The 13,364-nt window shown below is 69.6% G+C and carries 10 protein-coding genes; 5 read left to right on the forward strand and 5 right to left on the reverse strand.

Annotation, left to right across the window (positions count from 1 at the left end; genetic code table 11):
- Window positions 1-11 precede the first annotated feature (11 nt).
- The 3 genes from ABFX36_RS05795 to ABFX36_RS05805 form a co-directional block, all read right to left on the reverse strand.
- Window positions 12-2,060, reverse strand: coding sequence for a PTS fructose transporter subunit IIABC (locus tag ABFX36_RS05795; RefSeq protein ID WP_222111117.1), 2,049 nt, complete (start codon window positions 2,058-2,060; stop codon window positions 12-14).
- Window positions 2,061-2,155: 95 nt separating this feature from the next.
- Window positions 2,156-3,103 carry a 1-phosphofructokinase family hexose kinase gene (locus ABFX36_RS05800; RefSeq protein WP_222111116.1) on the reverse strand — a complete coding sequence of 316 codons (948 nt, stop codon included), beginning with the start codon at window positions 3,101-3,103 and terminating at the stop codon, window positions 2,156-2,158.
- Window positions 3,100-3,870 carry a DeoR/GlpR family DNA-binding transcription regulator gene (locus ABFX36_RS05805; RefSeq protein ID WP_045540810.1) on the reverse strand — a complete coding sequence of 257 codons (771 nt, stop codon included), beginning with the start codon at window positions 3,868-3,870 and terminating at the stop codon, window positions 3,100-3,102. Before ABFX36_RS05805 ends, ABFX36_RS05800 begins: the two co-directional genes overlap by 4 nt.
- Window positions 3,871-4,009: 139 nt before the next feature.
- On the opposite strand from ABFX36_RS05805, the gene ABFX36_RS05810 reads away from it, so the two are divergent.
- On the forward strand, window positions 4,010-5,728 hold the full coding sequence (locus tag ABFX36_RS05810) for a putative PEP-binding protein (RefSeq protein WP_222111115.1): 1,719 nt from the start codon (window positions 4,010-4,012) through the stop codon (window positions 5,726-5,728).
- 45 nt (window positions 5,729-5,773) lie between these two features.
- Here ABFX36_RS05810 and lexA read toward each other — a convergent pair whose 3' ends face one another.
- On the reverse strand, window positions 5,774-6,433 hold the full coding sequence (gene lexA, locus ABFX36_RS05815; protein WP_231650344.1) for a transcriptional repressor LexA: 660 nt from the start codon (window positions 6,431-6,433) through the stop codon (window positions 5,774-5,776).
- Window positions 6,434-6,616: 183 nt separating this feature from the next.
- Between lexA and ABFX36_RS05820 the strand changes: the two genes are divergently transcribed.
- Entirely contained in the window at window positions 6,617-7,192 is a 576-nt protein-coding gene (locus ABFX36_RS05820) for a LysM peptidoglycan-binding domain-containing protein (protein ID WP_346075361.1), read from the forward strand.
- 22 nt (window positions 7,193-7,214) lie between these two features.
- Window positions 7,215-7,664, forward strand: a complete 450-nt coding sequence (gene nrdR, locus ABFX36_RS05825) for a transcriptional regulator NrdR (protein WP_346075363.1) — start codon at window positions 7,215-7,217, stop codon at window positions 7,662-7,664.
- Between the two features lie 53 nt (window positions 7,665-7,717).
- Here the strand turns inward: nrdR and hrpA are convergent, their stop codons facing one another.
- Window positions 7,718-11,422 carry an ATP-dependent RNA helicase HrpA gene (gene hrpA, locus ABFX36_RS05830; protein WP_346075366.1) on the reverse strand — a complete coding sequence of 1,235 codons (3,705 nt, stop codon included), beginning with the start codon at window positions 11,420-11,422 and terminating at the stop codon, window positions 7,718-7,720.
- Between the two features lie 36 nt (window positions 11,423-11,458).
- Here hrpA and ABFX36_RS05835 point away from each other — a divergent pair, with 36 nt between their 5' ends.
- Both ABFX36_RS05835 and ABFX36_RS05840 read left to right on the forward strand, forming a co-directional pair.
- Entirely contained in the window at window positions 11,459-11,920 is a 462-nt protein-coding gene (locus tag ABFX36_RS05835) for an SRPBCC family protein (protein ID WP_222111113.1), read from the forward strand.
- A gap of 40 nt (window positions 11,921-11,960) precedes the next feature.
- Window positions 11,961-13,193: an aminotransferase family protein gene (locus ABFX36_RS05840; protein WP_006896286.1), complete on the forward strand. Its 1,233-nt coding sequence runs from the start codon at window positions 11,961-11,963 to the stop codon at window positions 13,191-13,193.
- Window positions 13,194-13,364: the final 171 nt, after the last annotated feature.

Genomic DNA, 13,364 nt, shown 5'->3' on the forward strand with positions numbered 1-13,364 from the left:
GCCCGGGTGTTTCAGGCGGCCTCGGCGGGGATCGGCGTGCGCTCCCGGCTGGGCTGGTACTGCTTGGCGGCGAGGACGGCGACGGCGGAGACGATCACGCCCGCCACGATAGCGATCAGGAACTTCCACCACGTGCCGTTCATCGCGAAGAGGACGAACACGCCCCCGTGGGGTGCCCGGCACTGGACGCTCAACGCCATCGACAGCGCTCCGGTGACCGCACCGCCCAGCATCATGGACGGGATCACGCGGAACGGATCGGCGGCGGCGAACGGGATCGCGCCCTCGGAGATGAACGACGCGCCCAGCAGCCAGGCGGCCTTGCCGTTCTCGCGCTCCGGTTCGGTGAACGTCGACGGTCGGAGGGTGGTCGCCAGCGCCATCGCCAGCGGCGGAACCATGCCTGCGGCCATCACCGCGGCCATGATCTCCCACTGTGCGACGCCCGCGCCGGCGAGTCCGAGGCCGGCGACGCCGAAGGCGTACGCCGCCTTGTTGACCGGTCCGCCCAGATCGAAGCACATCATCAGGCCGATCACGATGCCGAGGATCACCTTGGAACTGCCGGACATCGAGTTGAGCCAGTCCTCGAGCGAGGTGTTGATCCACGACAGCGGACGGGCCAGCAGAGCGAACATGATGAAGCCGGTGACGAGCGTGCCCACCAGCGGAATGATGACGACCGGTTGCAGTCCGCGCGCCCACTGGGGCAGCGGCAGCCGGGAGAGCCAGAGGGCGACGACGCCGGCCAGCAGACCGCCGACGAGACCGCCGATGAAGCCGGCGTTCACGGCGACGGCGATCAGACCCGCGGTGAATCCGGGAGCGAGACCGGGCCGGTCGGCGATCGCGTAGGCGATGTAGCCGGCCAGGACCGCCACCATGAGCCCGATCGCCAGATTGCCGATCGCGAAACTCACTCCGCCGAGATACTGCATGAGCCCGCCCGGCGGCAGATCCCAGAGACTGTAGTGCAGTGCGTAGTACAGTCCGTCCGAGGTGCCCTCCTGCACCGTCGAACTGCCGATCTCGTAGCCGGCCAGCAGGAAGCCGAGCGCCATCAGCAGACCGCCCGCGGCGACGAACGGGATCATGTAGCTGACACCGGTCAGCAGAGCCTGCTTGAGCTGACCTCCGATGCCCACCCGCGAGGCCGCGGGCGCCTGCGCGCCGGCGTTCGCGTCCCCGGCGACGGTGGCGGCCCGGGGATCTCGCGCCGTGCGGACCGCCTCGGCGATCATCGCATCGGGTTCGTTGATCGCGCGTTTGACGCCGGAGGCGACCACCGGCTTGCCGACGAACCGGTCGCGGCCCTTGACGCCCACATCCGTCGCGAAGACCACCACGTCCGCGGCAGCGATCACATCGGGGGCGAAGGGCGTCGAACCGGTCGACCCCTGGGTCTCCACCGCGAACTCCACGCCGGCGCGTTCGGCGGCGAGCTTGAGGGCGTCGGCGGCCATGTAGGTGTGCGCGATCCCGGTGGGGCACGCGGTGACGGCGACGATCCGAGTGGTCCCGGGCTCGGCCGCTGGGGATTCGGTTGCCGGGGTCTCAGTTGCCGGGGTCGCTGCGGGGGTCGCTGCGGCCGGGGCAGGGGCCGGCTTGCCCTCGACGGCCTCGTTGACCAGATCGACGACGGCGGCGGCGTCGGGCGCCGCGCGCAGGGCGGCGACGAAGTCGGGCCGCACGAGGGCGCGCGCCAGCGAACTGAGCACCTTCATGTGCTCGCCGGCGGCTCCCTCCGGTGCCGCGATCAGGAAGACGATGTCGGCGGGCCCGTCCGGAGCACCGAATTCTGCCTTTCGCGTCAGGCGTGCCATGGCGAGGGTGGCGGTGGTGACGGAGGCGACGCGTGCGTGCGGGATCGCGATGCCTCCGGGAAGCCCGGTCGCGGATTTGCGTTCGCGTGCCATAGCGGCCTCGGCGAGCTCGGCCGGGTCGGTGCAGCGGCCGGCGTTTGCGACCAGACCGGCGAGCGCGGCGATGACACTGTCCGCATCAGCGCCGGCGTCACCGTCGAGCAGGACCAGCTCCGGCGTGATGATCTGTTGGGACATGATGGCTCCCTCGGTGATTCTGGGGGGTCGGGATTCTGGGGGTCGGGGATTCGGGGACTCGGGGATTCTGGGTGTCGGGGTTCTTCGCGGACGGATCAGGACAGCCGGGAGACAGACACACCCGCTTCGTCGAGCAGATCCGGAGTGGGCGGCGTGGTGCCCGGCAGTGCTGCGGCCGCCGAGCCGTGAGCGACGGCACTGCGCAGGAGCCCGGCCTCGTCGGCACCGCGCAGGTGCGCGATCAGATAACCGGCGAGTGAGGCGTCGCCCGCGCCGACGGTGCTGCGGACCGCGACAGCCGGCGCGGTGGCGAACCATATGCCGTCCGGGGTGGTCAGGAGGGCGCCGGCCGCGCCCAGCGTGGTCAGCACCGTCCCTCCGGTCCGGTCGGCGAGTGTTCGGGAGGCGGCCGCTGCGACGCTGGGATCACCCTGCGCCGCAGACCTCTCCATGCCGGCCGGATCGTCGCCGGTGAGTTCGGCGAGCTCATCGGAGTTCGGCTTCAGCAGTGCCGGACGGGCGGCGGCCACCGCGGCCAGGGGTGCACCGGACGTGTCGACGGCCACCCGACAGTGCAGCGACGCCGTCGCGGCGAGTACCTGCGCGTACCAGTCCTCGGGGAGGCCGGGCGGCAGCGAGCCGCACAGAGCGAGCCAGTCCGCTCCCTCGGCACGGGCCAGGATCGTGGTGCGCAGCGCGGCCCCGGCCTCGGCGGAGACGGCCGTTCCGGCGTCGTTGATCTTGGTGGTGGTGCCGTCCGGTTCGGCCACGGTCAGGTTGGTCCGGACCGTCCCGTCCGCCGACACCGCCTGGTGCGGAAGGGCCACGGCGCGCAGGCTGTCGATGAACGGGTCGTCGGCGCGGGCGGGCAGGACGGCCAGTGTGGGAAGGCCGGCAGCCCGCACCACCCGTGCGACGTTGATTCCCTTGCCGCCCGGTTGGTCGACGACGCGGGCCGCACGGTGCACCTCGCCCCGCCGGAGCGGTCCGGCGAGCTCGATCGTACGGTCGGTGCTCGGATTGGCGGTGACGGTGACGATCATGCGATCACCACCTCGATCTCGTGGGCGCGCAGTTCGTCGGCGAAGGCCGAGTCGATCCCGGCGTCGGTCACGAGGACATCGACGTCCTCCAGGGTTCCGAAGCTCATCAGTTCCTCCCGGTTGATCTTGGACGAGTCGGCGAGGACCACCGTCGTCGTGCAGGCCGCGATCATGGCGCGTTTGGTGGCGGCCTCGTCGGCGTCGGGTGTCGACAGACCGTGCTCGAGCGACAGACCGTTGGTGCCGAGGAAGCCGACCGACGCACGGATGCGCGAGAGTCGCTCGATCGCGTCGGCGCCGACGGAGGCACCGGTCTTGGGCCGGAGTCTGCCGCCGGTCAGCAGCACCCCGGAGCCGGGCAACTCCGCCACCACCTCGGCGATCTGCACGCTGTTGGTGACGCAGGTCAAGCGGGCGTCGGCGGGGATGGACAGAGCCAACTGCAGAGTGGTGGTCCCGGCGTCGATCACGATGGAACCGCCGTCGGCGGGCAGGAATGCCAGCGCAGCGGCACCGATGGCGCTCTTCTCGCCTCGGTGGGTCTCCTCCCGAACCACCAGATCGGGTTCGTCGACCACTGCGGCGACGTCGAGGCGTACGGCTCCGCCGTGGACGCGCACCAGATGGCCGCTGCGAGCGAGAATAGCCAGGTCGCGGCGCACGGTCTCGCCGGTCACGGAGAAGCGCGCGGCGAGATCGGCTACGGAGACGCGGCCGCGCAGGCGGACCTCGTTCGCGATCGCCGACTGGCGTTCCTCCGCGTACATCTGCTCTCCCGACTGTCCGATCTCATGCAACGATGGGGATCGTGCAAAGATGTGGATCTGTGTTGATTTGGTTGGTTACACATCTTTGTTTACGTGGGTACGTGTTGACACGTCAAGGACTTTCTGTAATCTCTCTCACATGACCGAGGTGACTTCTCCCGTGCCTGCCGAGAACCCGTTCCGCGCCGACGTCATCGTCTCCGGTACTCCGGTGGTCGGTGGCCTCGCGTACGGACCGATCATCAGACCCGCACCGCGACCCGGCTTCGACGCCATCGATGACTCTCCCGTTCCGGAGGAGCTCCGCGACGCAGAGATGGAGCGTTTCACCGCCGCCGCCGGAGTGGTGGCCGACCGGCTGGCCGACCGGGCCTCCCACAGCACCGGCGTCGCGGCCGAGGTCCTGACTGCCACGGCCGGTCTCGCGCGCGATCGCGGGTGGGCGACGGCCGCGGGCAAGTCGATTGCGCAGGGCGTTCGAGCGCCGCTCGCCGCGATTGCGGCCACCGAGCAGTTCGTGGAGATGTTCACCAAGCTCGGCGGCCTCATGGCTGAACGGGTCACCGATCTGTTGGACGTCCGAGACCGCGTCGTCGCCGAACTCCTCGGGCTCTCGGAGCCGGGCATCCCCGTGCCGGACGTACCGTCGATTCTGCTCGCCGACGACCTCGCGCCCGCCGACACCGCGGGTCTGGACCCGGCACGCGTCATCGGGCTGGGCATGCGGCTCGGCGGCCCCAGCAGCCACACGGCGATCATTGCTCGCCAACTCGGTATTCCGTGCGTGGTCGCCGCCGCTGAACTCGATGAGATCCCCTCCGGAGCCATGGGCTACGTGGACGGGGACGCGGGAACGGTGGGGGCCGCCCCGGACGCCGGACTCATCTCGGACGCCGTGACGGCCGCGGCGACGCGGGCAGCCGAGACGGCGGCCTGGCGTGGGCCGGGCCGCACGGCGGACGGGCACGCGGTCGCGATCCTGGCCAACGTGGCCGACGGCGTGTCCGCTCGGTCGGCGGCGCAGGCGCCGGTGGAGGGCGTCGGACTGTTCCGAACCGAACTGGCCTTCCTGGACCGCGCGGCCGAGCCCACCGTCGCCCAGCAGGTGGAGCTCTACCGGGAGGTGATCGACGCCTTTCCCGGGCGCAAGGTGGTGATCCGCACCCTCGACGCGGGCTCGGACAAGCCACTGAAGTTCGTCGCCCACTCCGACGAGCCGAATCCGGCGATGGGAGTCCGCGGCAACCGCATCGTGCAGACGTATCCGGACATCCGCAACAACCAGCTCGATGCGCTGGCGGAGGCGGCGCGCGGCGACGGCCGTGCGACGCCGTGGGTGATGGCACCGATGATCGCCACGGTCGACGAGGCGCGCGAATTCGCCGCGCGGGTGCGGGAACGCGGTCTGGTGCCGGGGGTGATGATCGAGGTGCCGTCGGCGGCGATCCTCGCCGACGCGATCCTCGCCGAAGTGGACTTCGTCTCGATCGGCACCAACGACCTGACCCAGTACACGATGGCGGCGGACCGGATGTCGCCGGAGTTGGCGGCGCTCACCGACCCGTGGCAGCCGGCGGTACTCGCGCTGATACAGCGGGTCGGGGACGCCGGTCGGGACCAGGGCAAGCCCGTGGGCGTATGCGGCGAGGCGGCTGCCGATCCGTTGCTGGCATGTGTGCTGGTCGGGCTGGGTGTGACGTCGTTGTCGTCCGCGCCTGCGGCGTCGGCCGCGGTGGGACTGAAGCTGGGTACCGTCACCATGGGTCAGTGCCGCGATGCGGCGTCCGCCGCGATCGCCGCGACGAGTCCGTCGCAGGCGCGCGAGGCGGTTCGCGCGGTTCTGGCCGGCGAGGTGTGATGTCCCGCTGAGGCCGGCCGGGCGCCTCAGATACGGCGCATCGCCTCAGATACGGCGCATCACCGTGACGACCTTGCCGAGGATGGCGGCGTCGTCGCCGGGGATGGGCTCGAAATGCTCGTTGTGCGGCATGAGCCAGACGTGACCGTCGGTGCGCTTGAAGGTCTTCACGGTGGCTTCGCCGTCGATCATCGCGGCGACGATGTCACCGTTCTCCGCCACGTTCTGCTGGCGTACGACCACCCAGTCGCCGTCGCAGATCGCCGCGTCGATCATCGATTCGCCGACCACGCGGAGCATGAACAGGGAACCGTCGCCGACCAGTTCGCGCGGCATCGGGAAGACCTCCTCCACGGCCTGTTCGGCGAGAATCGGTCCGCCGGCGGCGATCCGGCCGAGCACCGGAACGAAGGTCGGCGTGGGGAGTGACTCTCCGTCGGCCTCGGCACCGCCCGAGGGCGGTGTCCGCTGATCGTCCCGAACGTTCACCGCACGCGGACGGTGCGGATCGCGCTTGAGAAGGCCGCGGCGCTCGAGCGTGCGGAGCTGATGGGCCACCGACGACGTGGAGGTGAGTCCGACGGCCTCGCCGATCTCACGGATGCTCGGCGGGTAGCCGCGCTCGCGGACCGACTGACGGATGACCTCGAGCACCTCGCGCTGACGCTGGGTCAATGAGGCCTCGAGCGTCGCGGTGGAGAGCATCGGATCGGGCGTGTCGGTCACGGTCGGGCCTTTCGTCAGCTGTGTTCGATCGATGGTCCAAAGGCTAGTTGAGTAGGTCACAAAACTCAAACAATTGTTCGACGCGTGTCGGCGTTTGTCGGACCCCTCGTGTTAACTATCGAACAAGAGTTCTTCGAACACGCGATCGATTGGAGACGAGTCATGAGCACGAGGACGGCACCCGCCCCGACCGGACGCGCCACCGCTGTGCGCTCCACTGCTGTGCACTCCACTGCTGTGCACTCAACCGCGTCGGCGATGACCTGCGACATCCCGGTGGTCCGTGGCTCGCTGGTCCGTGATCGGGGAGTACGCGGAGCGGGGCGAGGCGACTCGAGCGGAACGTGCTTCCCGACCGGCCGCCCCGAGCGGCGTCGCCCGGTCGCGGACCGGCGAGTGATGTTCGATGCGCCGCCGGCCGGCCGGACCGCGCTGTCGCCCGCGGTGTACCGCAGGCGCCGGTGGGCCGGGGCCGCGGTGGTCGGCGGCACCCTCGCCGGCATGGTGTGGCTGCTCGCCCTCGTCGGAGCGGGCTACCAGGATGCGGCGACGCCGGAGTCGCCGGCGGCGACGCACGTGGTGTACGTCCGGTCGGGGGAGTCGCTCACCGCGCTCGCTGAGCGGATCGCTCCGGAGTTGCCGTCCGCGGGCGTCATCGCCCAGCTGCGCGACCTGAACGGCCTCGAGACATCGGGACTGCATGTCGGACAAGCGCTTATCGCCCCGCAGTACGGCTGAGGCGGGCGGGTATTGTCATGGCATGCGCTGCCCGTTCTGCAAGAACGACGACACCCGTGTCGTCGACTCCCGAGTCGCCGACGACGGCCAGGTGATCCGTCGCCGCAGGTCGTGCAATGAATGCGGGCGGCGGTTCAGCACGGTCGAGACGGCTGTGCTGTCCGTGGTGAAGCGCAACGGCATCTCCGAGCCCTTCCTTCGCGAGAAGGTGATGCAGGGCGTGCGCCGCGCCTGCCAGGGCCGTCAGGTGGACGAGGACGCACTGGCGAAGCTTGCGGTGCAGGTGGAGGACACCGTGCGCTCGTCGGGTTCGGCCGAGATACCGAGCAATGAGGTCGGTCTCGCGATCCTCGGTCCGCTGCGCGACCTCGACGAGGTGGCCTATCTGCGGTTCGCCTCGGTCTACCGGTCGTTCGAGTCGGCCGACGACTTCCAGCGCGAGATCGATTCGCTGCGCCGCGACCGTCACTGACACTCACGGCACCGGCGCCGCCGGTCCGAGCAGTCAGCCACCGCCCCGAGCAGTCAGCTGAACTTGTCGATCGCCTTGATTATCCGCTGCTCGGAGACTGGACCGTTGGTGCCGAGCTGCTGAGCGAACAGGCTCACGCGGAGTTCCTCCAGGCGCCACTGCACCAACTCGTTGAGCGCCTCGTGGCGTGCGGCCGGAAGCTGGGCGAGGCGCCTATTCCAGACCGCCACCACCCTGTCGATGGCGCCCATCGCCTCGTTGTCCCGGCCGGCGGCGGTGTTGAGGGACTCGAGGCGCAGCCGCGCGGCGGTCAGATAGCGCGGCAGCGAGCGCAGATGCTCCAATGCCGTCGCGCCGACGAAGCCGTCGAAGATCAGATCGTTGACCTGATCGGAGACGTCGTCGGCGGCGAGAGTCCCGGACCGGGCGTCGACGGCCCGGCGCACCGGGGAGTATTCGGCGAGCGCCGCGACGGCGGCGTCGAAGTACTCGGGTGCGCGCGACCGGATCACCGGCCCCAGCCGCGCCGAGAGCGCGCCGAAGTCACCGGGACTGCGCAGGGCGGCCAACTCCGGCTCCCGTGCCAGGGTGTCGGTGACCGCCCGTGCCGTGCAGTCGGCCAGCAACGCGTCCACGTCCGGATACGGGCTCTGGCTCAGCGCGAGCTTGGCCGGCGGCGGCAGAGTCGACGCCAGCTTGCGGCTGGGCGGCGCGATCGCGAGTCGCAGGAGTTCTCCGGCGGCGGCGGCGATGCCGGCGTCGCGCTCGGTGGAGGTGGCGGCCTTCGCGATGCGTACGCCCTGTCCCGGCACGGTCGCGAGCGTGGGATAGCGGGTGATCGTCTGTCCCGCAACGGTCGCCGTCTCGGAGTCGGCGAGGGTGCCCAGACCGTCGGCGGTCCATTCGCGGTGCAGGGGCGTACGGCGGTCGCGGTCGGCGTCGGCAGACAGGTCGGTGCGAAGCGCGGCGAGCCGGTCGCCGCGCGCGATGATCGCGCCGTCTGTGCCGGTGACTGCGAAGTGCATCCGCAGATGCGGGGGGAGTGCCGACGGATTGAAATCGCGCGGAGCCAGGGTGACCCCGCTGATCGACGACAGCTCGCGAGCCAGGCCGGTGAGCAGTGGCTCGCTGCGCACCGAGAGTCGGCTGAGAGCGAGTTCGGCGTACCGGGACGCCGGGGACATGGACTTGCGCAGGCCCTTGGGTAACGACTTGATCAGCTGCGTCGCGAGTTCGGCGCGCATCCCGGGTACGAGCCAGTCGAATCCGGTGTCTCGCACATGTGCCAGGAGCGGCTCGGGGATGATCGCGGTCACGCCGTCATCGGGTGCGCCGGGATCGAAGTGGTAGCGGAGCTCCAGGCGGGTCTCGCCCTGCTGCCAGGCGGCCGGATAGTCGGCGGCCGTGGGGACGTCGTCTCCGAGCAAGTCCTCGGGCCGGAGGTTGAGCAGCGCCGGATCGGTGCGGCCCGCCTTCTTCCACCACGAGTCGAAATGCCGTGTCGACACCACGGTGGACGGTATGCGCGCCGCGTAGAACTCGAAGAGCTCGTCGTCGGAGATGCGCAGGTCCCTACGCCGCGCGCGATGTTCGGTCTCGGACGCGTCGCGGAGCAACTCGGCGTTGTGGGCGAAGAACGCATGACGGTTACGCCAGCGTCCGGCGACCAGTGCCTCCTGGATGAAGATCTCGCGCGAGGTCTTCGGGTCGATCGACCCGTAGTTCACGCGGCGCTGTGCCACCAGGGGAACTCCGTACAGGCTGACCTTCTCGTACGCCATCACCGCGCCGCGGCGGGTGGACCAGTGCGGCTCGGAGTAGGTGCGCGTCACCAGGTCGCCGGCCAACTCCTCGACCCAGGCCGGATCGATCGAGGCCACGGTGTGTGCGAACAGGCGCGAGGTCTCGACGAGTTCGGCGGCCACGACGAAGGCGGGCGGTTTGTTCGCGAGGAAGGATCCGGGGAAGATCGCGAACTTCGTGCCTCGGGTGCCCAGATAGTCGCGTGAGTCGCCTTGCCGCGCACCGATGTTGGTCAGCAGGCCGGAGAGCACGCTGCGATGAACGGCTGCCGGGTCCACCTCGGTGTCCGGGATCTGCCACTTGAGGTCGCTGACGGTGCGCCGCAGCTGCCGGTGCAGATCGATCCATTCGCGGATCCGCAGGAAGTGCAGGAACTCTCGCTCGCACATCTTGCGGAACTGGCTGCTTGAGAGTTCCGCGCGCCTGGCCGTCAGATACTCCCAGAGCTTGAGGTGCCCGAGGAACTCCGACCCCGGCACCGCGTGCCGGCGATGGGCGGCGGTGGCGGCCTCCCGCTTGTCGCTGGGGAACTCCCGAACGTCGGGCAGGGCCAGCGCCGCAGTGATGACGAGCAGGTGATCGAGGCAGCCGTTGTCGTGTCCGGCAACCAGCATCCGGCCCAACCTCGGGTCGACGGGCAGCCGCGCGAGCTGCTTGCCGATCTTGGTCAGCCGCGCGGACGCGGAATCGGTGCCGGTGACCGCTCCCAGTTCGGACAGCTGTGCCATGCCGTCGCGGACCGCTCGCGGGTCGGGCGCCTGCACGAACGGGAAGTCGTTGATGTCGCCCAGCCGCAGCGACAGCATCGACAGGATGACGGCGGCGAGATTGCTCCGCAGGATCTCCGGGTCGGTGTACTCCGGACGAGCGTCGAAATCGTCTTCCGAGTACAGGCGGATGCAGATGCCCGGCGCCACCCGGCCGCAGCGACCCGCGCGCTGACGGGCGCTGGCCTGTGAGACCCGTTCCACGGGAAGACGAGTCACCTTGGTGCGGGTCGAATAGCGGGAGATGCGAGCCGTACCCGCATCGATCACGTACCGGATGCCGGGAACGGTCAATGACGTCTCGGCGACATTCGTGGCCAGCACGATCCGCCGACCGTTGGACGGGGCGAACACCCGTTGCTGCTCACCGACCGACAGCCGGGCGAACAGCGGAACGATCTCGGCCTCGCTGCGTCGGCGGAGGGCATCGGCCGTGTCCCGGATGTCGCGCTCGGTCGGCAGGAACACCAGGATGTCGCCCGGGGCGTGCGACCACAGCTCGCCGACCGCCGCGTCGATCGCCGCGATCTGATCGAGGTCGTCGTGGTCGGAGTCGTCGCTCTCGCGCGGCCGATACCGAATCTCGACCGGGTACGTCCGCCCCGAGACCTCCAAGATCGGCACCGTGTCCGCGGTGGTGGCGAAATGCCGGGCGAAGCGGTCGGGCTCGATGGTCGCCGAGGTGATGATGAGCTTGAGATCCGGTCTGGTCGGCAGCAACTGCTTGAGATAGCCGAGCAGGAAGTCGATGTTGAGGCTGCGCTCGTGCGCCTCGTCGATGATGATCGTGTCGTAACCGGACAGCCGCGGATCCCGGCCGATCTCGCGCAGCAGGATGCCGTCGGTCATCACCTTGATGCGGGTGTCCTTGCCGACCTTGTCGGAGAAGCGCACCTGATACCCGACGGTCCCGCCGATCTCGGTGCCCAACTCGTCGGCGATCCGCCGGGCCACCGACGTCGCCGCGATCCGCCGAGGCTGCGTATGACCGATCGAGGTGCGGCCGAGTTCGAGGCAGATCTTCGGCAACTGGGTCGTCTTGCCCGAACCGGTCTCGCCCGCGATCACGACCACCTGGTGTGCGGAGACGGCCTCGGCGATCTCGTCGCGGCAGGCGCTGACCGGGAGTTCCGGCGGATAGGAGATCGTCAGGGCGGACAGGTCCGGAGACGGGATCGCGGAAGGCATGATGACATCGATTCTACGGTGGGCCACAATGCGGTGATGACACCCGGAACAGAGTCCTCCGCACGCGTCGTCTCCGCCGAGCGGATCGTCGCCGCACCGCGCAGCCGGATCTTCGAGCTCATCGCGGACCCCGCCCGTCAGCCCGAGTGGGACGGCAACGACAACCTCACCGCGGCCGAGCGAGGCCGGCGGGTGCGCCGCGTCGGCGACGTCTTCACCATGCGGCTCACCAAACCCGGTGCGGTGCGCGAGAATCACGTCGTCGAGTTCGACGAGGGACGTCTCATCGCGTGGCTGCCGTCGGAGGTGGGGAAGAATCCGCCCGGCCACCTCTGGCGTTGGGAACTCTTCGAGCACGCCGACGGCACCCGTGTGGTGCACACGTACGACTGGACGGAACTGCACGACCCCAAGCGCGAAGCCCGCGCCAGGGCGACGACGAGCGAACGGCTGGCGTCGTCGATCGACCGTCTCGCCCGGCTCGCGGAGTACGGCTGAGAGGTGAGCGCAACCCGGGGTGAAGTGCGATATTCAAGGCATGGGTTCTCTCTGGCACGGCTTTGCAGACATGGGTGCGGTGACCGCGGACGGACCGTTCATCGTGACGCGCGGACGCGGGACGCGTGTCTACGACGACAGCGGCAGGGAATACATCGACGCCACCGCGGGTCTGTGGTTCGCCAACATCGGTCACGGTCGCACCGAGGTGGCCGACGCGGTGGCGCGGCAGCTGTCGACGCTCGCGCACTACTCGAACTTCGGCGACGTGGCGTCGGAGATCACCGTCGAACTCGCCGAGCGCATCGCCGCGATCGCGCCGGTACCGGGTTCGAAGGTGCTGTTCACCTCTGGCGGCAGTGATTCGGTCGAGTCGGCGGTCAAACTGGCGCGCCGGTACTGGGTCGAGCAGGGCGCGCCCGACAAGACGATCGTCGTCGGACGCAGCCGGGCGTATCACGGGATGCACGTCGCGGGCACTTCGCTCGCGGGCATAGACGCCAACGGCGAGGGCTACGGCGAGTTGATGTCCGACACCGAGACCGTCGCGTGGGATGACGCGAAGAGTCTCCTGGGGCTGGTCGAGCGGATCGGAGCCGATCGCATCGCGGCCTTCATCGCCGAGCCGATCCTGGGCGCGGGCGGAGTGTATCCGCCGCCGGAGGGCTACCTGCGCGAAGTTCGCGAGATCTGCCGCGACCACGACGTGCTGTTCATCGCCGACGAGGTGGTCACCGGTTTCGGCCGTATCGGGGCCCGGGAGTGGTTCGCCTCCTCCCGATTCGGTCTCGATCCCGACATGATGACCACGGCCAAGGGACTCACCAGCGGGTATGTGCCGATGGGCGCATTGGTGGTGGCGCCGCGGGTGGCGGCGCCGTTCTTCGCCGGCGGCACGTGGTGGCGCCACGGATACACCTACGGCGGCCACGCCGCAGCGGCAGCGGCCGCACTGGTGAACCTCGACATCATCGAGCGCGAGGGACTGCTCGAGACGGCGAGCCGTCTCGAGTCCGACCTCGCCGCGGCGTTCGCGCCGCTCGCGGAGCTGTCTCAGGTCGGCGAGGTCCGCACCGGTCTGGGAGCGGTGACGGCGGTACAGCTCGCCGACCCGTCGAAGGGAGCGGCCGCCGTGACGAAGCTGCGCGAGCACGGTGTCAGCGGCCGGGTGGCCGGTCAGGGCGCACTGCAGATCTCGCCGGCGTTCATCATGACCGCGGACGAGGTGGGGGAGCTCGCCGATCGGGTGGCGAAAGCCGTGCGGGAGCTGTAGCCACCGATATCGACGGCCACCACATCGATACCCCGAAGCCTCCCCGGAAAACCCGTTGCGGCCGCTCCGGGCATCGGCGTAGCGTTCTGCTCGTCAACAGGGAAGGAGGTGGTCCGAGAATATGGTGAATTTCAGGACTGAGGAGGTGGCCGCCGCCTGACCGACTGACTG

The organism is Gordonia cholesterolivorans (assembly GCF_039531975.1).
GTDB classification, from domain to species: domain Bacteria; phylum Actinomycetota; class Actinomycetes; order Mycobacteriales; family Mycobacteriaceae; genus Gordonia; species Gordonia sihwensis.